The 22,214-nt window shown below is 30.7% G+C and carries 23 protein-coding genes; 17 read left to right on the top strand and 6 right to left on the bottom strand.

Annotated features, from left to right (window positions below):
- The first annotated feature begins 21 nt into the window (after positions 1-21).
- Positions 22-693, top strand: coding sequence for a response regulator transcription factor (locus HNR33_RS13405; RefSeq protein ID WP_429084173.1), 672 nt, complete (start codon positions 22-24; stop codon positions 691-693).
- Positions 694-695: 2 nt separating this feature from the next.
- On the top strand, positions 696-2,084 hold the full coding sequence (locus HNR33_RS13400) for a HAMP domain-containing sensor histidine kinase (RefSeq protein WP_429084171.1): 1,389 nt from the start codon (positions 696-698) through the stop codon (positions 2,082-2,084).
- 435 nt (positions 2,085-2,519) lie between these two features.
- Here HNR33_RS13400 and HNR33_RS13395 read toward each other — a convergent pair whose 3' ends face one another.
- Entirely contained in the window at positions 2,520-3,932 is a 1,413-nt protein-coding gene (locus HNR33_RS13395; RefSeq protein WP_429084168.1) for a recombinase family protein, read from the bottom strand.
- Positions 3,933-4,217: 285 nt separating this feature from the next.
- Here HNR33_RS13395 and HNR33_RS13390 point away from each other — a divergent pair, with 285 nt between their 5' ends.
- The 10 genes from HNR33_RS13390 (at position 4,218) to HNR33_RS13345 (ending at position 11,842) form a co-directional block, all read left to right on the top strand.
- Positions 4,218-4,769: a hypothetical protein gene (locus HNR33_RS13390; RefSeq protein ID WP_429084167.1), complete on the top strand. Its 552-nt coding sequence runs from the start codon at positions 4,218-4,220 to the stop codon at positions 4,767-4,769.
- A 576-nt stretch (positions 4,770-5,345) separates the two neighbouring features.
- Entirely contained in the window at positions 5,346-5,885 is a 540-nt protein-coding gene (locus HNR33_RS13385; RefSeq protein ID WP_429084165.1) for an RNA polymerase sigma factor, read from the top strand.
- Positions 5,872-7,305, top strand: a complete 1,434-nt coding sequence (locus tag HNR33_RS13380) for a hypothetical protein (protein WP_429084163.1) — start codon at positions 5,872-5,874, stop codon at positions 7,303-7,305. The genes HNR33_RS13385 and HNR33_RS13380 overlap by 14 nt, the downstream gene beginning before the upstream one ends.
- A gap of 412 nt (positions 7,306-7,717) precedes the next feature.
- Positions 7,718-7,855 carry a hypothetical protein gene (locus HNR33_RS13375; RefSeq protein WP_429084160.1) on the top strand — a complete coding sequence of 46 codons (138 nt, stop codon included), beginning with the start codon at positions 7,718-7,720 and terminating at the stop codon, positions 7,853-7,855.
- 383 nt (positions 7,856-8,238) lie between these two features.
- The gene (locus HNR33_RS13370) at positions 8,239-8,862 is read left to right on the top strand and encodes a TetR/AcrR family transcriptional regulator (RefSeq protein ID WP_429084158.1); all 624 of its coding nucleotides are present in this window, start codon (positions 8,239-8,241) and stop codon (positions 8,860-8,862) included.
- Between the two features lie 586 nt (positions 8,863-9,448).
- Positions 9,449-9,718 carry a CD3324 family protein gene (locus HNR33_RS13365; RefSeq protein ID WP_429084156.1) on the top strand — a complete coding sequence of 90 codons (270 nt, stop codon included), beginning with the start codon at positions 9,449-9,451 and terminating at the stop codon, positions 9,716-9,718.
- 155 nt (positions 9,719-9,873) lie between these two features.
- Positions 9,874-10,434, top strand: coding sequence for a GNAT family N-acetyltransferase (locus HNR33_RS13360; RefSeq protein WP_429084154.1), 561 nt, complete (start codon positions 9,874-9,876; stop codon positions 10,432-10,434).
- A gap of 104 nt (positions 10,435-10,538) precedes the next feature.
- Positions 10,539-10,730, top strand: a complete 192-nt coding sequence (locus tag HNR33_RS13355) for a hypothetical protein (RefSeq protein ID WP_429084152.1) — start codon at positions 10,539-10,541, stop codon at positions 10,728-10,730.
- A gap of 257 nt (positions 10,731-10,987) precedes the next feature.
- Positions 10,988-11,164, top strand: a complete 177-nt coding sequence (locus HNR33_RS13350) for a hypothetical protein (RefSeq protein ID WP_429084150.1) — start codon at positions 10,988-10,990, stop codon at positions 11,162-11,164.
- Between the two features lie 120 nt (positions 11,165-11,284).
- A complete protein-coding gene (locus HNR33_RS13345; protein ID WP_429084147.1) occupies positions 11,285-11,842 on the top strand; it encodes a class I SAM-dependent methyltransferase in 558 nt (185 codons plus the stop codon).
- A 665-nt stretch (positions 11,843-12,507) separates the two neighbouring features.
- Here HNR33_RS13345 and HNR33_RS13340 read toward each other — a convergent pair.
- From HNR33_RS13340 to HNR33_RS13320, 5 genes are all read right to left on the bottom strand, one after another.
- The gene (locus tag HNR33_RS13340) at positions 12,508-13,251 is read right to left on the bottom strand and encodes an ABC transporter permease (RefSeq protein ID WP_429084144.1); all 744 of its coding nucleotides are present in this window, start codon (positions 13,249-13,251) and stop codon (positions 12,508-12,510) included.
- On the bottom strand, positions 13,238-13,972 hold the full coding sequence (locus HNR33_RS13335; RefSeq protein WP_429084141.1) for an ABC transporter ATP-binding protein: 735 nt from the start codon (positions 13,970-13,972) through the stop codon (positions 13,238-13,240). Before HNR33_RS13335 ends, HNR33_RS13340 begins: the two co-directional genes overlap by 14 nt.
- A gap of 55 nt (positions 13,973-14,027) precedes the next feature.
- Positions 14,028-14,792 carry a MerR family transcriptional regulator gene (locus HNR33_RS13330; RefSeq protein ID WP_429084138.1) on the bottom strand — a complete coding sequence of 255 codons (765 nt, stop codon included), beginning with the start codon at positions 14,790-14,792 and terminating at the stop codon, positions 14,028-14,030.
- A gap of 114 nt (positions 14,793-14,906) precedes the next feature.
- Positions 14,907-15,197, bottom strand: a complete 291-nt coding sequence (locus HNR33_RS13325; protein ID WP_429084213.1) for a recombinase family protein — start codon at positions 15,195-15,197, stop codon at positions 14,907-14,909.
- 387 nt (positions 15,198-15,584) lie between these two features.
- Positions 15,585-15,740: a hypothetical protein gene (locus HNR33_RS13320; RefSeq protein ID WP_429084135.1), complete on the bottom strand. Its 156-nt coding sequence runs from the start codon at positions 15,738-15,740 to the stop codon at positions 15,585-15,587.
- 715 nt (positions 15,741-16,455) lie between these two features.
- Here HNR33_RS13320 and HNR33_RS13315 point away from each other — a divergent pair.
- The 5 genes from HNR33_RS13315 (at position 16,456) to HNR33_RS13295 (ending at position 22,072) form a co-directional block, all read left to right on the top strand.
- On the top strand, positions 16,456-17,949 hold the full coding sequence (locus HNR33_RS13315) for a DUF1538 domain-containing protein (protein ID WP_429084132.1): 1,494 nt from the start codon (positions 16,456-16,458) through the stop codon (positions 17,947-17,949).
- Entirely contained in the window at positions 17,939-18,604 is a 666-nt protein-coding gene (locus HNR33_RS13310) for a P-II family nitrogen regulator (RefSeq protein ID WP_429084130.1), read from the top strand. The genes HNR33_RS13315 and HNR33_RS13310 overlap by 11 nt, the downstream gene beginning before the upstream one ends.
- A 1,021-nt stretch (positions 18,605-19,625) precedes the next feature.
- Positions 19,626-20,444 (top strand): AraC family transcriptional regulator, encoded by an 819-nt coding sequence (locus HNR33_RS13305; RefSeq protein WP_429084127.1) that lies wholly within the window; start codon positions 19,626-19,628, stop codon positions 20,442-20,444.
- Positions 20,445-20,528: 84 nt separating this feature from the next.
- Positions 20,529-20,846 carry a hypothetical protein gene (locus tag HNR33_RS13300; RefSeq protein ID WP_429084124.1) on the top strand — a complete coding sequence of 106 codons (318 nt, stop codon included), beginning with the start codon at positions 20,529-20,531 and terminating at the stop codon, positions 20,844-20,846.
- A gap of 335 nt (positions 20,847-21,181) precedes the next feature.
- Positions 21,182-22,072: an AraC family transcriptional regulator gene (locus HNR33_RS13295; RefSeq protein ID WP_429084121.1), complete on the top strand. Its 891-nt coding sequence runs from the start codon at positions 21,182-21,184 to the stop codon at positions 22,070-22,072.
- The last annotated feature ends 142 nt before the right edge of the window (positions 22,073-22,214 follow it).

The following is a 22,214-nucleotide window of genomic DNA, read 5'->3' as shown; positions in this document are numbered from 1 at the left end:
TATTAAGGGGTCGTGGTACAAATGAGTTTTGAAATATATTTGGTGGAAGACGAGAAAAATTTAAATGATGTTCTTTCTTCATATTTAGAGAAGGAAGGCTGGAAAGTAACTACATTTTTCAATGGAGAAGATGCAGAAAAGAAAATAAAGGATGAACCCCATCTGTGGATTTTAGATATTATGCTAACAGGGATGGATGGATATCAGTTAATTAGGAAGATTAGAGAGTTTTCATTGGATATTCCAATAATATTTATATCTGCTAGAGATGCAGACTTAGACCGTATATTAGGTCTTGAGATGGGAAGTGATGATTATCTTGCCAAGCCATTTTTACCTAGGGAATTGGTAATTAGGGCAAAAAAATTATTAGATAGAGTCTATGGTAAGATTCCTGGCTATAATAACTCATGTATTATTAAGTACCCCCCATATTTAATAGATGTTAATAAAAGAAATGTTAAGATAGATGATATAGAAATAAGGTTGACCTTTAAGGAGTATGAACTACTATGCTTGTTTATAAAAAATATTGGACAAACCTTTTCTAGGGATCAAATATTGACAGAAGTGTGGGGAGAAGATTATTATGGTAGCGATCGTACAGTTGATGACTTAGTTAGACGTCTAAGGAAGAAACTACCTGCTTTAAAAGTAGAGACTATATATGGATATGGATATAGGGTGGTGTAGACATGAAAAATAGACCATTGGCTATTCAGATATGGTTATTTTTTGCTGGAGTAACTTTGGCAATATTAATACTTCTCGCATTATTTTTTTCTATAACACTAGATACATTTTTTCTAAATCACTTACATGATACTATTGAAAGGTCTCAAGAAAAGGTTATAGAGGAACCCTTTGAAATTATTGATAGCATAGAAAAAGCAAAAGTTCAGCAGGATACATTGATGGTTAAGCATATGCCCCTATCTTTTATTACATTGGAGGAAGATTTAAAGAAAAAAGTTATAATTTCTTTAGGGGAGCATCAACAGCTTCCTACTGAGTTCTTAGATAAGATAGTGGAACAAGCAGAAAGCCAAACGGAAAATATAAAACGATATACTGATAGAATTGGTGATACTAAGATATTTTATGTAATAAGAAAAAAGGCTTTTTTTACTGATTTAGGAAGATCCTATCCTTTGTTTTCCTTTATGTGGGATACATATCAAGATTCTCTTGTAAAGACACTTTTTCGACGATTGATGTTTATAACAGTTATGGCAATGATGATTTGCCTTATAGGAGCAATAGTTTTGTCAAAGCACTTAACATCCCCCCTTGTGGCTTTAGAAAAAGATGTGAAACGAATAGCAAAAAGAGATTGGTATAAGCCTATCAATATACAACGAAATGATGAGATAGGAAGATTAGCTGAGTCTATTGAATGGATGCGTGAACAATTAGTTATTCATGATGAAAAACAGCAGTCCTTCCTGCAAAATATATCCCATGAGTTAAAAACACCCGTAATGGTTATTCGAAGCTATGTTAACTCAATTATTGATAATATATATCCAAAGGGAGATATGGAAGGCACTTTAAAGGTTATAGACACTGAATCTAAACGATTAGAAAAAAGGATTAGAGACTTGTTGTATATGACAAAATTAGATTATCTAAAAAAACAAGTTAATCTAGAACATGGGGAGATTTTACTAAAACCGCTGATAGAAAAAGTTGTGAAAAAATTTAAATTTAGGGGTCAAGATTTATGCTGGGAATTAGAAATGGAATCAATAGTTATTGATGGAGATAGCGATCAGTGGAATGTAGTATTAGAAAATATTTTGGACAATCAAGTTAGATATGGAAAAAGCAAAATAAGTATATCATTGAAAAGAGATATGGATACAGCTAGACTTTGTATATCAAATGATGGTCCAAACATAGATAGCAGCATCATAGATAAAATATTTCAACGATTTAGCAAGGGAGAAAAGGGTCATTATGGAATGGGTCTAGCAATAGTTAAACAGATTATTGAAATGCATAATGGTTCAATATGGGCTGAAAATCATTATTATGGTGTAAAATTCTGTATGGAAATCCCAATAAGGGACATAAACCTTTAGATTTAATGATAGCAACATTTTCTACATATATTTAGGAATCGGTTACGATGATATATTTTGTTGTGAGTCTAATCACTTGAATAGTCATGAATGAAATCGCTCATAATTCTATGATGGTAGATATAGAATTGTTTATAGGTACGGCTTGAATATTATTCAAAATATAGAATATCCAAAAGAATTTTTAGATATGATACTATTGAAGAAGAACAGCTGGTTGCTTTATCAACAGACTTCCGACCATTTTGGGTAGAGTATTTTGCAGAGTAATATGTCTATCAGAATTAAATGTGTTTATACTAATATAAAAAACCTAAATTCTAATATGTCTAAACAAAAAATTTCATTATCTATATTCCTATTAGGCTAATAATATGAGCTATTATCAATTACAACTATACACAATCAACACACAGCGATTATGTATAGTTGTAGTTAGAAGCTAAATGTTATATGTACCGCATCTGTAACGGTTATCTTTTTAATAAAAGAAGATAAAATAACTCTTTTCTCTTCATAATTCGCTTCATTCCAAATATCATCAAAGTTTTCCAACCAGAAAGCATATTGTTCAAAAGGTAATATTCCATCAGATTTATCTTTCATACTTATATTAGTGCTTTCTAAACTTTTTTTCTGAATATATAATTTTTCAATTCTTTCAGAGACGATATCCATTGGAACTTTATCGTCCTGGTATAGATCCATTAGTCTACTTATCTGTTTATCTATCTTCTCTATTTTATCTTTTATGAAGTTAGGGTTTATTGGTTTAGGTGCTTTTACAGTTTTATAATCGTAAGCTTTTTTAAGTTCTTTTATGTCAAGACTCTTTTGCTTTAAAGCTGATATAACTATATTGTCTAGTTTACCCATTTCCCATGTCTTCCCTTGGCAATTATGATCCTTAACCATATGTGTTGGAGCGCCAACTACCGAATAACATAGATAATGATAATACTTACGGCCGCCTTTACCAGGTGTTGACCATGAAGCTCTCAATCTTCCTCCACAATATCCACAATACACTAACCCACCTAACAAATATTTAGTAGAAGTTCCTTTTCTGCTTTTTTTGTTTATTATATCTTGAACAGTATCAAATACTTCTTTTTCAATTATGGCTTCATGATTTCCATTATAATATTCTTCATCATGTTCTATAAGTCCAGTATAAGTTTTATTTGTTAAAACCCGCCTAACTTGAGTACAAGACCAGTCTTTTCCATTGTTTTTTTTATATCCTTTATCAATCATTTCTTTTGCAATAGTATTATAGCCTTTACCTTTTAAATATAAATCAAATATTCTTTTTACTTGTGATGCTTCATAATCATCAATTATTAGTTCGTTATTTTCAAACTTGTATCCTATTGGGGTATTACCACCACCTCGCCATAAGCCTTCTTTTGCTCTTTTTTCTTTACCTAACTTACTTCTTTCTACAATAGTGTCTCTTTCAAGTTGGGCGAATACTGCAAGTATTCCAAGCATTGCACGACCGAATGGAGTTGTCGTATCAAATGACTCCATCAAAGATACAAAGTCTACATTGTTGCTTAAAAACTTTTCTTCTACTAAATACAATACATCTTTCTGCGAACGTGAAAGTCTATCAAGTTTATAAACAAGTACAATGTCAATATCATTAAGCTTTTCAAGCATTGATTTTAAAGCTGGTCTGTCAGTATTTGTACCAGTGTATCCATCATCTATGTATATATCCTTAATATTCCACCCTTTAGCTTGACAATATTTAACTAGCCTATCTTTTTGCGCACCGATACTAAAGCCTTCTCTAGCTTGTTCAATTGTACTTACTCTTATATATATGGCAACTTTTTTCATTTACATCATCCTATTTTGAATTTAGTTATTATAGTTTTATAATAATAGTGAAGAGAAGAAAAGCACTTCCAGCAAGCGCAAGTGACTTCAAAACAATTTTTCCGATAGACAAGGTATCTGTAAAACAGAATAATGCCTATTATAAGTAGTATGGTTTTGACCCATTAGCTACTCATTATCCATACTTACTTATTAAATTAATTGAAGACAAAATTTTATTTTTACATGAATTTCGAATCAATATACCTTTTAAGTAAAGAATATGAAATTACAGGGAGATATAGAATGGGTAAAAATGAAGTAAAATTTTATGAATGTTTTCAAAATATTATTGGGAAAGAATATTTAAAATCAAAATCAGTAGATAAAAAAGTATCAAAAGATGATATATTTTTGTCTTCAAATTATTTAGAATATGACTTTAATGATAATACAATAAATATTATAGAAAAAATTTTGAAATGCTTTAAAAGTGATTTTAATATTCCATCTAGATATTTAGCAAGCTATATTGATGGAATTACAGTAAATCATCCACAATTAGGAACTAGGATTATTGAATTTGATGAAGAACAACATTTTAGCCCTTATAGAGAAAATGAACTAGTAATATTGAAGCAAAAGCATATAGATTTATGGTTTATTGATAGCTATTTGGAATTATGTAGGGATATTAGGCATTTCAACATTATGCTTAAAAAACATAGGATTAAATACAATTCAAATGATATTGTAAGCTTAAGCAAACTTAGTGATATGCTTAGAGATTTAGCCCATTTATCTCCTAAGAATTCTCATTTAAAGCAAATTATAAGATTTTCTAAATATGAAATTTAAAGGAAATTTCAAAATAAATTTCAAAAACTAAGTGATGAAGAGATAAAAGACTTTATTGAAAAAAGATTAGAGATAATAATGTAATATGTAGTATTTAAGTCTTAATAAACCTTATTTAACTATACATATCTATTAGGCAAATAACCAGAAGCTGTTTATTTGGAATGTATATAATTAGAAGCTGAGTGATTATAGAAAAATACTGAAATATTGAGCAAAGTTTAGGGTGATAGATAGTGAACAGTACCAAAAATAACGGCTGTTTTTTGATAAATATAAGTCAAAATCGAGTGTTTTACTATCCTATAGATATACTACACTTATTATATAACTTGAAAAGATACGGAATGAAGAAGTTGTAGCCTATTATATATAAAAGGCTAGAGCATAGGATAAAGATAATGAAGCTTGAATATTATTTTGAAAGCCTGTAGAATACTAAAATGAATCCAATAATGTTCTATAGGTTCTCTTTATTCTAATTCTAAAATGAACCTTTTATTATCTCATGACAATATATAGGTGAAGAGATATTTAAAAAGGAGGTTTTAGCTATGCTGAAAGGAGAGGGGCTATTTGGATATTGCAGATTTAAGTGAGCTTGTAAAGCTGCATGGCGAATCTATTTATGGATTTTGCTATAAGCTTGCAAAAAACAAGACCGATACAGATGACCTATATCAAGAGACATTTCTTAAGGCAATGGAGTTATGTCATAAGATTGACAAAGATAATAATCCTAAAGGATTTCTAATTTCTATTGCAATAGGGATATGGAAAAACAAGCATCGGAAATATATCTGGCGTCAAAAAATAGCTCCAATACAGGAGCTTAACGAAGATGTCAACGGTGGATACATATGTAAGGATGAGTTAACTTTAGAGGATATTGTTATATCCAATGATCTCCGTGATAGGATACAGACTGTAGTTGACACGTTGAATAACAAATTAAGAATACCTTTGTATATGTACTATACTGCAGAAATGTCCATTGAAGAGATAGCATCGGCATTAAAGATTCCACAGGGAACTGTGAAAAGCAGGCTTCATAAAGCTAGAAAAGTATTAAAGAATATTTTAGAGTTGGAGGTTAGTGGACATGAAAAATTCTGAGCAAATGGATCAGTTGTTGAAACAAGCTCTTTCAGTGACAGTTGAGCCTAGTGAAGAGTTAAATCAAAAAATTATAAACCAACTTAAGGAGAATGATATTATGAAACCAGTCTATAAAAAAAGGATATCAGTTGCATTGATTGCAGCTACAATTACTCTTGCAATGTCAATAACGGCATTTGCAGCATGGCATTTTCTTAACCCAAAACAAGTTGCTGAGCATATTGGAGATCATACGCTTGCGCAAGCATTTGATCATAAAAATGCAATCGAAATAAATGAATCAGTTGTTTCAGGGGGATATAAATTTACTTTGCTTGGAGTAGTATCAGGTGAGAATCTAAGTGATTTTAAATACTCTACAGAAGATATACATCCAGACAGAACATATGCTGTAGTCTCAATAGCAAAGCAAGATGGAAGTAAAATGCCAGATACCAAGGATGAAGAGTATGGTAAAGAGCCGTTTTTTATATCTCCTCTGATAAAGGGCCAAAAACCATGGCAAGTAAATATAGCGTCTATGAATGGTGGATATAGCGAATCTGTAATTGATGGGGTTATGTACAGATTGGTTGAATGCGATGGGGTTGAGAAGTTTGCTGACAGGGGGCTTTATCTTTGCATAAGTACCAGTACATTCTATGATATAAATGCTTTTAATTATGATGAAGAAACTGGCGAAACCACTCCTAATACTGATTACGATGGAGCTAACGCTCTTTTTAACTTACCTCTTGATATAACAAAAGCTGATCATGATAAAGCTGAAGAATATCTGAAAAAATTATTAGAAGAACCAGAAGAGGATTCTACAGCTTTTAATGAAGGACTTATTGATATTGATTGGGAAAAAGAAATAGAAAATGGTGCTGTGATTCCGGAATCAGTAAAAGAAGTTACTTACAAGCAAGATGGCTTAGCACATTATGAATATGAATATGGAGATGGAAAGGGAGAAGTTGGTTTTCCTGTAGATCATTTTTTAAAAGAAGGAGAGATAGATGTATATAAAACATACAAAATAAAAGATGAAATAGCTATTCAATTTTTAAGGGATACTGATGGGGTGATTACTGGTAGGACGGTAAAATTGGAGAAAAAGCATGTTAGCCCTATAATTTTAAGTTTTGTTGATTGGAAAAAAGCAGTAGAAGATGGTATTGAAATACCTGAATCCATAAAAGAAGTTACCTGCGGTGCAAATGGCTTAGCACATTATGAATATGAAGGCTACAGTTTTGATATTCCTATAGACGACTATTTAGAAGAAGGGGAGATAGGAGTATATAAAACAGTAAGTATGCAGGATCAAATGGCTATTCAAATTTCAAGAGATGCAGACGGGGTGATTACTGTAAGAGCATTAAAATTGGAACCAAACTGGCTTGAGGACTTACAAAGAGAAAGGACTAAATAACTATTAAAGAATAATGAATAGATATAGACAGAAAGTGAGTGCTATTTCCTCTTCCAAATTATCCACAGTTAGTGGCTCCTTTAGCCATTGCTTTAAGGCTATGTAATTCTATCAAGGAGATTGCACTAGATTACGATGAACAGATAAATGTTTTTTTATATAATGAAAAGCTAACTGAGAAAAAATTTTCAGTTAGCTTTTTAATTTTATACTTGACTGCGCTATATAATCCTAGCAAAGTATGATTAAGCTCATATTTACTAATGAGGAAAATTAATTACAAAGGGCAATGTAAAAATAAATTGGAGTACGAGATTAAAAGGAATAATAATATGATATTTTATGGAGCTATATTCTTTAAAAAGGATGTTGAAACAAAGGTATATAGATTAGCTAAGCGATTCATTTTAAGATGTCAAATAACTTTTATATACCGATTTTTGTTATGGTATTTGATATGGGAGATGCTACTAAAGTTAGGGATAGAAATGTAAAAGCCAGTAAAGAGGTGTCAGCCTTTGTTTCTGCTATATTAGCAGATAATGGGTGACAGTTATTTTGGACGTTTTATAGGTAAGTCTCAAAGAAGCCATATGAACGAAATGGCTAGAAAAGTAAACGAAGCCATATATGTGGATAATAGCATGTGTGTAAATTGTAAACTATACAGCTATTAATACTACGGAAAAAAGTTTTAGCAAAAAAAGTGTCCAAGATACAAAGCACCAATTGATAATTTAAAATTATCAGATATTACTAAGTAAACGTTACAATGATTTATCAGTAATAAGAATAGTCTTTTTAAAAGAATAATTATTTGAGAATAAGTTATATCTTTGCATGTTGTTTATACAAATAGTGTATGGAGATGTAGGAAAAGTGGAATTATGATAAAATAAAATTGTAATATAAAATAAATATAGGGAGAAATTCATGGCTGGATTAAGAGAAATGAAAAAGAAAAATACTAAAAAAACTATATTAAAATATGCAGAGAAAGCTTTTAAAGAAAATGGTTATAAACAAGTGAAAACTTCAGAAATTGCAAAGGCGGTAGGTATTGGAGAAGGTACACTTTTTAATTATTTTAGCTCAAAGGGACAATTATTTATAGAAGCTGTCTTTAGAGACTTTCAAATGGGAAAGTATAATATACATTTGAGAGAAGATATAGACGAAGATTATTTAGTGAATGAGATAATAAATCTTATTGATTTTTATATAAGAAAAATGGCAAGTGTGGATAAAAAATTACTAAGAGAGTACTTTTCAATTGTTTTTGAAACCAATAACAGAGAGTCAGTAGCTACAAGAAAAAGCATTTTTGACATGGATGAAATGATCATGATAGAGTTAAAGGAATTATTTTATGAGCTGAAAAAAACAAGTGTAAAAGTAAAAGAATTTGATTTAGATACGGCTATTACGTGTATATATAGTTGTGTCATAACTCAATTTACTATCTTTGCTTATAGTGATAATCTTAAGTATATAGATGTAATTGAAGATTTAAGAAATCAGATCAAATTCATTGTTAGAGGAAATATAATCTTGTAATAGATTATGGATAATTAGGTGTCAATACGTCAGAGTTAATGTGTAGGCTATAGTAAGAATATTATTAAGTGGGAATACTTAATATTTTTAATAGAAACGCCGTTATTTATGATATGGTATACCGTACCATAAATAATGACATTTTTCGATAGAATCAATCATTTTCAAAGTATTAGTTAATTATGATGTAAAAGTTTAACATAAGATTAATATATTGAAGAATGCAAAAAGTGTCTTAAAATACTGCTAAAATCCATAGATTTAGTGAAGCAGTGAATTTTAGCAAAATAACGATCTGTAAAAACGATAGTATGCAGATAGATATTCTAATTTGATATGAAGGAATACCTAAGTTGAAATATTAATAAAATTTTAATATAATTTTCATCAAAAGGAGTGTGTAGAATGAATAATATAACCAAAGATTATAAAAGAAGCGGAACTCTGTGCAAAGTCTGTAGATATTATATAGGCGATAGTTGCACAGGGGTAATACAGTAGTAATATCGCCTTTAAACAAGTAAAATCATATAAACAGACTTTGCTTCCTTAATAATAAAATAAAATTTTAAGGAGCGGAGTTTTTATGAACTATGGAAATGCTGAAAAAATCTTACCAGATAATTTAGTTAAAGAAATTCAAAAATATATTCAGGGTGGATATGTATATATTCCTTCTCAACCAGAAAAACGGAAAAGATGGGGAGAAAATTCGGGAAGTAGACAATATATAAAAGATAGAAACAAAGCTATATATAATAAGCATAGAAATGGACATACAATAAAAGAACTTGCTGAAGAGTTTTTTCTTTCAGTTGAAAGTATTAAAAAAATCGTATATACAAAAAACACTTAGTTTTAAGTTACCACTCTTGTGTGAGTGGTAACTTTTGTTATGTAAAGGATGATGCAGAAATGTTCTTTATCTTTAGGTACAGCGAACTGAGTGATAGAATTATATCAGCAAAGTTATTAAATTTTATAAAAATATGAATATTGTGGAGGTATAAAATGAGTAATAAAAATGAAAAAGTTAGGTTTTTAGAGGGCGAAAGAGTTTATTTAATACCCATAGAGGAGCAATATATTGACGAATATTATGATAAACTAAGTAATGGAAGTTTTGATAACTTCAAAAACACAGGTACTAAAATTATTATTACTAAAGTTGGAATAAGAAATTATATTAGTAAAATATGTAGTGATAATTCAAGAGCAGACTTTTTTATAGTAAACAAAGAAAGTGATGAGATTGTAGGAGAAGTAGTTATTAATGATATAGATTGGAAAAACAGAAGTGCAAATATAAGAATTGCAATATTCCAAGAAGAAAATTATAACAAGAAATATGGGACAGACGCAATGCTAGCAGTGCTTAATTTTGGGTTTGGAATATATAATTTGCATAGGATTGAATTACAAGTTTATTCATTTAACAAAAGAGCAATTCATGTGTATGAAAAACTTGGATTTAAGAGAGAAGGAGTTTTAAGAGATTATTTATACTTTAATAATCAATATCATGATGCTATAGTGATGAGTATTTTAGAAACTGAATTTAAAAATAGATAAGAAAACAAGGGGTGCTTCATTTTAAATTTTAGTTAGCAATGATGCACTGACTCATATTATAAAGTAGCATTGTTATGTCTGATTAGCTTCCAGAAATAATTGGGATGAGAAATTATTATTGCAGACCATATGCAAGTGGTAAACTTAAAAGACAAAGACCACATAGGATAGAGAAAATGAAGGAATTTAGACTACTAGTTTATAAAGAAGGTCTTAAAACTCTTAGTATGTCACGAATGCTGAAGGGTGAAGAAAATCTGAAAGACGTATACTGGAAAACGGCATGTATGGTTTGATGGAGGGAGGTGGGTAAACACTTCTCTACTCTGTAGAAAAAGGATCTTATTTCAAACAGGCACTATATGTTTTTAAAGTGTATTATCAATAGAAGACCATAGGTTGTTATAAATTATAGCCTATGGTCTTTAAATAATTATTTAAAAGTATCAAAATTATTCAGTTGTTAAATTACAAACATAGATGGTTGAGCTGCCTATATTTTTTAGTAATACATCTTCAACAAGGTATGAGCTAACTTGGATATTTAGTTCAAATGGTATTAGTTCCTAGTGTACTATTGTGGTTCCTTCGTAGAGAACTTAGTGGAAATAAAGCAGCAGGTGTAGATGAAGTTACAAAAGCTGAATATACCGAAAGATTAGAAGATAATATAGATAGTTTAGTTGGAAGGATTAAGAAACACAACTACAAACCGAAGCTGTTAAGATAGTATTCAGGACATTATCAGTATTATGAAACTTTAGAAATTCTTAAGATTTTTTATGGCTATTTCTTTAGGTATAGGGTTTATACTGAAATTAAAGATTAAGTTAACGGAGGAAATATTATTATGAAAAGTACATCTTTTATTTTGCAGTATATATTAAACCCAAGGACTGTTGGAGCAGTATTGCCAAGTTCAACAAGATTAGCAAATAAAATGGTTGAAAATATTAATTTTAATGATACTAAATTCATAGTAGAATATGGACCAGGAACGGGTGTTTTTACTGATAAGTTAATAGAAAAAAGAAACAAAGACACTGTGATTCTCATTGTAGAGTGTAATAATAAATTTTATAACTTATTAAGAGATAAATACAAAGATGAGAAAAATTTATATATAATAAATGATTCAGCAGAAAATATAGATAAACATTTAAAGAGATATGGTATTCCTTATATAGATTATGTTATTTCAGGTTTGCCATTTGCTTCTTTACCTCAAAGTGTAGCGAGCACTATTTTAAACAAAACTAATAAAATTTTGAAGGATGAAGGTAAATTTATTACGTTTCAATATACATTGCTAAAAAAAGAATTTATAGGTGAGTATTTTAGAGCGATAGATGTGAAAAGAGAAGCAATTAATATGCCACCTGCTTATATACTAAGTTGTAATAAATAATTTGTGGCGTAATGTTAATGGTAAAATAAAAGTACTTGTCAGTAGCAGTATAAGATATTTCTTTAGAAAATCTTTAGAATTATCACAGCTATATCTTAAAAAAACAAATATAGAATAAATAAGGGAGTACGGATTATCTGTATTAGGAAATGCTTCACTTTTATATTTTGTATTACTGGCCGTTCTCTTATGATTGTTTAGTGCTGCCAATATGTTTCTCAATGTCACGGTACAGTCCTCTATACAAGGAGAAACACCTGACGAATATATACATCAGTTATTTTCAATAGTTGGATTGAATACAAGAGGTGGTATGCCATTCGATGTCTAGTATGTGGATTTGTTCTTGAGAGAGTTGAGGTACATTTGACTGTACTGACGGTTACTTTATTGCTATATAAAAACCGCAGTTACATAGGAACTATAGACTGTATCTATGTTCTTTGTGAGTGTCCCTTGTGGATGAAAGAATTCCAGCGCAAAAAGACTATGGCTTTTTTGATGATTCACCGTTAAAGTCAAGAGTTTTTTTGAAATAAGCTTTAAGGTAAAAAGTAGTATAGCGTTAACCTTTTTTGCCGCCGCATACTTGACTATATCCATTTGTTAAAGGTAAAAATTACGGCGGGCTTCAAAACCGCCGTAGTTTTGTTATCTGATCAGTATCATTCCCATCTGAAAAATTGAATGGAAACAGCTATACATATTACTGCAAGTACAATCATCACAATAATAGGAAGTAAAACACTGTCAACCGGTAAGCCAAGTGAAGCAGCTTTCAAGAGTTTTATGCCCTGTGTCAAAGGCAATACATCGGCTACTTTTTGAAGAGCCACAGGCATAACTTCATAAGGTAAGGTTGCGCCTGAAAAAATCAACATGGGAAAATATAATACACATGCTATAGCGCTTGCTATTTTCATATTAGGTGCTACACCGCCGACCATCATGCCTATGCTAAACATGGACAGCATAATGAGAAGATAACTTCCTAAGAAATTCAGCCCTGAACCAACCATATGATAATTAAAAAAAAGTGTTGATATAGCATAAATAAGTATAAGCGAAACGACGGCATAAATCGCATAAATTACCACATGTACCGCTAAAATCATAGCAGGGCTTATAGGAGTTACCTTAAATCTTTTCAATATTTTTCTGTGGCGGTAATCGGACACAAGCAGGGGTAGTCCCATAACACCTCCGGCACATATGGCTATGGTAGACACCGCTCCGAAAGACTGCGCTAAAAAGGTGTATTCAGCACCGTCGAAAGCGGGCTTGTTCCCGTAAATAATGCCAAGTATGATTGTGACCACAACCGGCATACAAATTGCAAAAATAAACATATCCATACCGCGCAAAGATAGCTTTAGCTCTGTTTTTAACATGGTGCTAAATGCTTTCATTATTTATTACCTCCTCGTCTGTATACCAAAGATAAGCGTCCTCCAATTTCTCAAAAGGACTACTATCTATGGCTTCTTTTACCGTTCCATGGAAAATTATATTTCCTTTTTTGAGAATCATAATTCTATCGCATAAGGCTTCTACTTCATCCATATAGTGAGAAGTTAAAAAGATTGTAAGACCTTTTACTTTCAACTCGGAAAGGCATTTCCACACGTCACGCCTTGCTCTTGCATCAAGTCCCGTTGTCAACTCGTCTAAAAATACAACTTCCGGATTAGGAATTAGGGCAAGGACGATAAACAATCGTTGCTTTTGTCCACCGGACAGTTCGCTTACCTGACTTTTTAGTTTGTCTGAAAGGTTAAGCTGCTTTAATAAATCCTCATAATCTAATACAGATTTATAAAGTGATTGCGTAATTTCGCAAAGCTCGCGTACTGTTATTTTGTCTTGATAATTGGCCTCTTGAAATTGAACGCCAACCTTTTCAAATAAAGTCTTGCGGGCTGTCTGTGGGTTCATTCCCAAAATAGACACTGTTCCGCTATCTTGCTTCTTTGTTCCTAAAATACACTCAATGGTGGTGCTTTTTCCTGCGCCATTAGCGCCGAGCAGACCAAATACTTCACCGCGGCAAACCGAGATATTTACATTTTGGATTGCCTTGATTTCAGCGTATGATTTGCTTAAATTTTTGACATGGATAACTGTTTCCACTCTAAACCCTCCTTTTTTCTTTATAAAAAGAATAACACCAGACGAAAGTCTGGTGTTAAAATGTAGGGTTTGTTTTGAATTGTTTTTTCATTTTTTCAAGTTGAACAAGTATACTCTGTGCATTTTTTTCAGCGTATCGTAATGATGTCAGCAGTTTGTCACATACCGAAATAATATCGTCATTTTCTTCCGGGGTATCAATAACATCTTTTATATCTGCCTGTGGATTGTGAGATAGTTCACTTAACATCCGTAAAATAGCTGAAAGTGAATAGTTGGCACACCGGAGAGAGCGAATGATTTTTAACCGTTTAATATCTTCATTTGTATATACTCGATAACCATTTTTCTTTCGCTTGACAGTCAACAAACCATTCAATTCCCAATTTCGTAGAGTATCCATTGAAATTTGCAAATAATCAGCCGTTTCTTTTCTCGTAAGATATAGTTTATTTATTTCTTGGTGGTCGCCAGACAATAGCTGCTCTACAATTTTTATGGCTTCTTCAGCGTTCCTTTGTTCTATCTTGATTTGCTGTAAGTAGTTTTTTGTAGTATTTTTTGCATCTTCAAGATTACCGGTAGCCGAAGTTTTAATTATATCAATAGCCTTTTTCCGTAAACCATTCTGTAAAACTTCAACTTCTAGTGCGGTTCGTGCAAGTCGGAATTGCTCTAAATGAAAATCTGTAAATACTCGATAGCCGTTTTGTCGCCGCTCTGGTTTTGGGATAAGTTCAAGCTCCTCATAAAGCCGTACAGTATTAGGATGTATGCCGATTATTCGTGCCACTTCTGATGTTTGATAGGTGTTAGTCATATTGTAATTACCTCCATTCAAAATTAGCTTAACAGACAATAAAAGCCTGGTGTTACAGTGGAGGGTTTCATTATAGTGTATAGATGCAATTAGAAACTAAATGTTATATCTACTTTACTTACTTCTCTCTACGATAGTGTCTCTTTCAAGTTGGGCGAATACTGCAAGTATCCCAAGCATTGCACGGCAGAATGGAGTTGTCGTATCAAATGGTTCCAACAAAGATACAAAGTTTACATTGTTGCTCAGAAACTTTTCTTCTACTAAATACAATACATATTCCTGCGAACGTGAAAGTCTATCCAGCTTATAAACAAGTACAATGTCAATATCATTAAGTTTTTCAAGCATTAATTTTAAAGATGGTCTGTCAGTATTTGTACCAGTATATCCATCATCATGTATATATCTTTAATATTCCATCCTTTTGCGCACCGATACTAAAGCCTTCTCTGTCATGTTCAATTGTACTAACTTTTATATATGGCAACTTTTTTCATACAAATCATTCTAATATAAATTTAGTTATTATAATTTTATAATAATAGTAAAGAAAAGAAAAGCACTATGACAAGTGATTAGTATTATCAGGATCATAATGGAATATAGCTTAACATGGACATATCTTACTATTCTTTATTTATATTTTGAAAATTTTCAGAAACCAATTCCTGAAGCATTTTATACAAAGGTTAAATAAATTTGTAGTTAATTATTATCCCTATGACTTAAGAATAAAAGGATATTGGAGTAATTTACTCCAATATCCTTTTATTCTTTAATTGTTTGCATTTATTTTCTTTCACTTTGCTCATTGTTAGCATGTTTTTGTTTCTTCAGCTCTTGATTCTTTATTTCTTCATTGGCTTTTTTTACTAAAAATATAGAACCTATACAAAATCCAATAAAAACAAGTAAAACTGCAATTACATCTAATTGTAGTTTCATTTATAAAACCTCCTTATATTAAGCTACTAGTTTAAAATAAACTGAATATTTAATATTAAAGGAAGCCTTGTACCTACTAGAATTTTGTCTTGGTATAAGTAATCTTTGCAAAAATAAAAATAGATTATAAATATGCAAATATATATAAGCTGCATATTTATAATTTAGAACCAAAAGATAGGTACAAACTATTATGAAACCTGATATATTTGTAGTTCTATACAATATATCAGGTTTATTTTTATTGTGAGATGCCTGTTCAATAACAAAAGCTTCTGAGTGGTATTGTGGAGCTAAAATATGTGGAAAATTTAGACTATCAATGTTGCTTGTAATATTGTTGAAATTGAATATAACCACATAGTTTAATAATACTACGACAGAAATAATATAAATAATAAATAATTTCGATTGATTTCTATTGATTAAACAAGTCATATGACTGTATGCTCCTATCATAAATATAAGATTAGCCTATACTGATATAATAGCATACAACCTAAATCAAGTTAAGTCAAATTAGTCCTCAACTCACAATTTGTTTTAATATATTATTTAAGTCATAAATGAAATTGACATTTACACATAAGTGAATCCTCCATTGTTTGATAATAGGGTATACCCATGATATACTATTTTATGAAGAGTGAGGAAAAAACTAAATATTATTTAATAGGTGTTATAGCAGATATTTAAGGAGAGGATGTGAATATATTTGAATATATTAACTGATAAACTGAAAGAAGTATTATTTTCAGTTCTTCCTATCACAATTATTGTTCTTATATTAAACTTTACAATTACACCGCTCAACCCTCATCTCATCATTAGATTTATTATTGGGGCAATTTTTATTATTTTGGGACTATCCGTTTTTTTAATTGGAGTAGATATTGGAATTACACCTCTTGGTAATCTTGTAGGAGCAACTCTTGCAAAAACTAATAAAATGTGGATAGTAATTATTGCTGGATTAGTTCTTGGATTCTTTATTTCAATAGCTGAACCTGGGCTGCTAGTTCTTGCTAATCAAATAGAACTGGTTACATCAGGTCAAATTACGAGCTTAAGTATCCTTGTAGTGGTATCTATTGGTTTGGCGATAATGATTGCTTTTGGCTTAATCAGAATAGTTTCTAATGTACCACTATACAAAATATTAACAATACTATATCTCTTTACTTTTATTCTAGCTTTATTTACTTCATCAGAGTTTTTAGCAATATCTTTTGATGCGTCAGGTGCAACTACAGGTATATTGGCAGTTCCATTTATTTTGGCGCTTGCAATTGGAGTATCGGCATTGAAAAAAGATAGTAAGGCTGCTGAAAAAGATAGCTTTGGTTTGGTTTCTATAGCATCTGTAGGGGCAATAGTATCAGTTATTGTTTTGAGTATTTTTTCAAAGACTACTGAATTTTCTCCCGGACTTGAATTTAATATATCGGAATCAACTTCTATACTAGGTCCCTTTGTTCAGGCTTTTCCCGCTGTATTCAGAGAAAGTGCTCTTTCTTTATTACCCTTACTAATTATTCTATTAATACTACAAAAGATAGCTTTCAAATTAAGTAAAAGAGCGTTCTCTAAGATATTAAAGGGCTTTATTTATACTTTTGTAGGACTTTTAGTATTTTTAGTTGGTGTAAATGCTGGATTTATGGACGTAGGAGGTATTGTAGGATATAGTCTTGCATCTTTAGATAGTAACTTTTACCTTATTGTTATGGGTTTCGTTCTTGGTATAGTGACAATTTTAGCAGAGCCTGCTGTTTATGTATTAACACATCAAATAGAAGAGGTTACAAGTGGTTATGTTAAGAGAAAAGCTGTATTAATTGCCCTTTCTATTGGAGTTGGTCTTGCAGTAGCTCTTTCAATGGTAAGAATAATAGTACCTGGAATTCAGCTATGGCATTATATTTTACCAGGATACCTAATCTCTATTACTATGACTTACTTTGTACCTAAATTATTTGTAGGAATTGCCTTTGATGCTGGTGGGGTTGCTACAGGGCCTATGACTGCAACTTTTATTCTAGCTTTTACTCAAGGAGCTGCTGAGGCAATTGAAGGAGCAAATGTTTTGATAGATGGATTTGGAATGATTGCTATGGTAGCTTTAACTCCAATAATAACTTTACAAATATTAGGCTTTATTTTTAGTGTTAAGTCTAAAAAAGGAGGGTTATCTAAGGATGAAGTATAGTCCTGATACTACGGAATGTGAACTAATTTGTATAATTGTAAAATTTGGACTAGCAAGTAAAATTATGAAGCATGCAAGAGAATATGGGGTAACAGGTGGTACGATACTTTTAGGAAAAGGCACTATAAAAAGTCCTATTTTGGAAATTTTAGGGTTAAATGAAGTTAGAAGAGAAATAATTATTATGGCGGCAGGAAAAGCTGTTGCATATTCAGCTCTAGAGGAACTCAATAAGAAATTTCGATTTGAGAAACCTCATAATGGTATAGCATTTAGCACTTCTCTCCTAAACATATTAGGTGCACATAACTTAACATGCAAAGATATAAAAGAAAAAAGAGGTGTGAAAAATCTAATGTATAATCTTATATTTACTGTTGTGGACAGAGGCAAGGCTGAATTTGTTGTAGAGGCTGCTAACAGAGCAGGCTCAAGAGGAGCAACGATTATCAATGCAAGAGGATCTGGAATTCATGAAACAAGTAAATTATTTTCTATGGAAATAGAGCCAGAGAAGGAAGTTGTTTTAATCTTATCTCAAAGCGATTTAACAGAACAAATAGCTTCTTCTATTAGGGAGCAGCTTAGCATTGATGAGCCAGGTAATGGTATCATCTTTATTCAAGAGATAAATAAAACATATGGTCTATATTAAAAATAAATGTAAGTTGATTTGAAGTATTTTTTCCATAATTGATGCTGTTAGAGTTTTAAATTTAGAGGATGGTATATTAATATAGAATATCTAGTAGAACATAATGTTAGAATTTTCATTTTAATCACTGGCGTCCAAAATTGAATATAATGTTAGTTTTACATATAAACGAACAAAAACGCATTGTTGAAAAAGTAGATTACTTGATGTTTTTATATGATGAGCTAGAAGAACAGACACAGATTGATGTAAAATAATTATAAAATAGAAGATATCACCAATAAAAATAGTAAAAACGAGACCCATGGCTATTCATACCATAGGTCTTTGTTTGGTTAATAAAAATAAGAAGACATTTTTCTTAGATTTATTTTCAATATTTTCAATTACCAATCTTAATAATATGTTCTTTACCTTCGTTTTACATTCTTCATAATGAGATTCTTTACTGTGCATTAAAACATATACTTTAATGTATTATTTCTTTTTTACAGTTCTTGAAGCAAGGTATCTTTTTGTATAAGCAAATATGAAAAGTGAGTTAACAATGTCGATATATATACAAAAAATGACGAATGATTTTCAGAGCTGTAATATGATGTCATATTGGATATAAAATAAATAGTTGCTTTATTTTAAATTATTTTCAAGTAAAGAGTTATTTATTAAACTATTAGCTAATCATGACAAGCGAATGATATTTACAACAACATCTAATATCTATAATAAGAATTTAAATTTCAGGATTAAGGTAGTTAAATACTGAACAAATTTATTTAAGTTTAGAATATGATACGGTGAACCGTACCATAAGTAGAAAAGGGCATATTTTTCACTATAACGTTAGTATAACGTAAATACAGGAGTTAAAAATAAATTGTATAGTAATTTTTTATAAATAATTATACGAGAAGTATCATATCAGATTTGATTATTAGCAAAAACAGTATTATGTGTTTATATGATGAAACTCTCACAAATTTTGATGAAAGCTTATTATTTTAACATTTGGAGGTGTATTATGTTAAATTTATTACAAACCACAAGGTATTCAGTGAGACATCCTATGTTAAAAAGTCTTATAAAATATTACTGGGTAATTGAAACAAAATCACCAGTTGAGGTTAATCATAAGCTTTCGCCAGTAAGTAATATTGATTTGATTTTAAATTTATCTCCTCCAATTATATATTTGAAAGATGAAAAAACTAAAATAGTACCAAAAGGGTTTCATTTTAATGGAATTAGTGATAAATACTATTTGATAAATCAAAGTGGTATATTAAGGGTATTTGGGATTTCATTTTTCCCAACTGGACTTTTTCCAATTTTAAAAATACCAATATCAGAGTTTAAAAATAAGACAATTGAGGTAGATTTGATTATAAAGGGGTTTACAGAAAGGATAGTAGATAAAACCAATACTGATGATTCGATTCCAACGATAATTAAGATTATAGAAAATGAGATTGTAAAGATAGTTGATGCTTCTCTTATACCAAGAAAAGAAATATATGAGGTGTTTGAAGTATTCGATAAAAATATAAATAATATGGGTATTAATGTTCTTTGCAAGCAATATGGAATAAATCAGCGACAGATTGAGAGAATATTTAATAAATACATAGGAATCAGTCCAAAGTTATTTTATCGAATCAATCGATTTCAACAGACTATAAATTGCTTAAACGACAATGACAGCTTTACTTCACTTGCATATAATAATAACTATTATGATCAAACTCATTTCATAAAAGATTTTAAATCATTTACAGGTAGTACTCCAACGGAATTTTTAAATCAAAATAATTTTATAAAACAAATAATTAAATATAATTGATTGTCGAGTTTTTACTATTCACTAAGGCGTAGATTAAGTAAAATTAAATAAAAAAATACTATGTTTAGTGAAGGTAATAATGTTATGAATAAGAATGTATGTACTGAAATTGTGGAGTTTCAAGTTATTTCTGGGATTACTGATGAAGAATCTATTAAGATTGTTGAATACCTTGAAGAGAATTTTCATTCAAAACAAAATGGATTTATTGATACAGAACTTGTTAAAGTCAATGAAGGTAGTCAATGGATAATGATACAGCATTGGGAGTCTATAGAAGAATCTAAGGAAGCATCAAAAATGATGATGAAAATGCCTATTACTGAAAACTTTAGGAAATCATTAAATCCTAAGACAGTGAAAATAAAATACTTGAATCAAGTGAAAAAATGGAAAAAATAAGAGTAATAACTGATTTAAAATAGTCATGTATTTAGTAACGAAAGGAGAACCGTACCATAAATAACGTAGACTTTCCTTGAAGCTGTTTATGTGAGTAGTTTTGAAAGAAAGATGTAAGGTTTCAAGAATATTTTTCGAGATTAGATATTTAGTTTAAGTTAACTTTAGAGATATAATAAGGAATAGTAATGTTTTAAAACCTGTTTTTGATAGGGCTAATATATACCATGCAATATTGTGCATAGATTGCAAGGGAGTATAGGCATATCTACGGTAAAATAGTAAGTGAAAGGACATTGTGGTGTAAAATTAAGGCTAGTAATGGGGGAAAGTGTATGGAGTTGTTAAAGAGAATGAATGATGCATTATGCTATTTAGAGGATAACCTTGATGATCATATTGATTATGACAAGCTTGCCCAAATAGCTTGCACTTCTGTTTACAATTTTCAACGCATGTTTTCATTTATAACTGAAGTTTCTCTATCTGAATACATTAGGAGAAGACGATTGACACTTGCTGCATTTGAACTTCAAAATAGTAGTATAAAGGTTATGGACCTTGCTCTTAAGTATGGTTACGAATCTCCAGAAGCTTTTACTCGTGCATTTCTTAATATTCACGGAGTAACACCTACATCGGCGCGCAATATGGGTGTGCAGCTTAAGGCTTATCCACGTTTATCCTTTCATATTTCTATTAAAGGAGATGTAGAGATGAATTACAAGATTGAACAGAAAGAGGCATTTACAGTTTTTGGGGTAGAAGGAATCTTTACTACAGAAAATGGCGAAAATCTTAAGACTATACCTAAGTTTTGGTTCGATGAAATTAACAAAGGAACATTAGACAAGATTATCAAGGCAACTGGAGAGGATTGGAATAATAGACACGGCCTCGCGCCTGTTAACTCCATTTGTGATTATCGAAGTACAGGAGGCAGTACATTTCCGTATATGCTCTGTGCATTTAAAACACCTAAAAGTGTTACAGAAGGTTATAAAGAGGTTAATGTACCTGCTGCAACTTGGGCCATATTTACTACAGAAGAACACATAGAGGAGGAAACTAGCAGTGCTATTCAAAAACTAATAAAAAGAGTTTATACGGAATGGTTACCTACTGCAAGTTATGAAAAAATAGATGGCTACGAATTCGAGATGTATTACAATAAAGAAAACGGAAAATGTTATTGTGAAACCTGGATAAGAGTTGCTAAAAAGTAGAAGGGGATTATAAGCATAATAATTTGAAAATATAACAATATGATGGGAGGTAGCATTAGTAAAAAAAGCCTACGTTATATTTGTTACGGCGAACCGTATCATAGGTAATATGATTTTGTTGTATTAACTTACCATTATCCAT

It is taken from the genome of Brassicibacter mesophilus (assembly GCF_050433385.1).
Lineage (GTDB): Bacteria > Bacillota > Clostridia > Tissierellales > Proteiniboraceae > Brassicibacter > Brassicibacter mesophilus.
This window is presented reverse-complemented; position numbering and strand designations above follow the sequence as displayed.

Bases quoted from the DNA above. Each gene is read 5' to 3' on its own strand.
- HNR33_RS13405 (WP_429084173.1), top strand. From the start codon at position 22: ATGAGTTTTGAAATATATTTGGTGGAAGACGAGAAAAATTTAAATGAT.
- HNR33_RS13400 (WP_429084171.1), top strand. From the start codon at position 696: ATGAAAAATAGACCATTGGCTATTCAGATATGGTTATTTTTTGCTGGA.
- HNR33_RS13395 (WP_429084168.1), bottom strand. From the start codon at position 3,932: ATGAAAAAAGTTGCCATATATATAAGAGTAAGTACAATTGAACAAGCT.
- HNR33_RS13390 (WP_429084167.1), top strand. From the start codon at position 4,218: ATGGGTAAAAATGAAGTAAAATTTTATGAATGTTTTCAAAATATTATT.
- HNR33_RS13380 (WP_429084163.1), top strand. From the start codon at position 5,872: ATGAAAAATTCTGAGCAAATGGATCAGTTGTTGAAACAAGCTCTTTCA.
- HNR33_RS13375 (WP_429084160.1), top strand. From the start codon at position 7,718: ATGTCAAATAACTTTTATATACCGATTTTTGTTATGGTATTTGATATG.
- HNR33_RS13370 (WP_429084158.1), top strand. From the start codon at position 8,239: ATGGCTGGATTAAGAGAAATGAAAAAGAAAAATACTAAAAAAACTATA.
- HNR33_RS13365 (WP_429084156.1), top strand. From the start codon at position 9,449: ATGAACTATGGAAATGCTGAAAAAATCTTACCAGATAATTTAGTTAAA.
- HNR33_RS13360 (WP_429084154.1), top strand. From the start codon at position 9,874: ATGAGTAATAAAAATGAAAAAGTTAGGTTTTTAGAGGGCGAAAGAGTT.
- HNR33_RS13355 (WP_429084152.1), top strand. From the start codon at position 10,539: ATGAGAAATTATTATTGCAGACCATATGCAAGTGGTAAACTTAAAAGA.
- HNR33_RS13350 (WP_429084150.1), top strand. From the start codon at position 10,988: ATGGTATTAGTTCCTAGTGTACTATTGTGGTTCCTTCGTAGAGAACTT.
- HNR33_RS13345 (WP_429084147.1), top strand. From the start codon at position 11,285: ATGAAAAGTACATCTTTTATTTTGCAGTATATATTAAACCCAAGGACT.
- HNR33_RS13340 (WP_429084144.1), bottom strand. From the start codon at position 13,251: ATGAAAGCATTTAGCACCATGTTAAAAACAGAGCTAAAGCTATCTTTG.
- HNR33_RS13330 (WP_429084138.1), bottom strand. From the start codon at position 14,792: ATGACTAACACCTATCAAACATCAGAAGTGGCACGAATAATCGGCATA.
- HNR33_RS13320 (WP_429084135.1), bottom strand. From the start codon at position 15,740: ATGAAACTACAATTAGATGTAATTGCAGTTTTACTTGTTTTTATTGGA.
- HNR33_RS13310 (WP_429084130.1), top strand. From the start codon at position 17,939: ATGAAGTATAGTCCTGATACTACGGAATGTGAACTAATTTGTATAATT.
- HNR33_RS13305 (WP_429084127.1), top strand. From the start codon at position 19,626: ATGTTAAATTTATTACAAACCACAAGGTATTCAGTGAGACATCCTATG.
- HNR33_RS13300 (WP_429084124.1), top strand. From the start codon at position 20,529: ATGAATAAGAATGTATGTACTGAAATTGTGGAGTTTCAAGTTATTTCT.
- HNR33_RS13295 (WP_429084121.1), top strand. From the start codon at position 21,182: ATGGAGTTGTTAAAGAGAATGAATGATGCATTATGCTATTTAGAGGAT.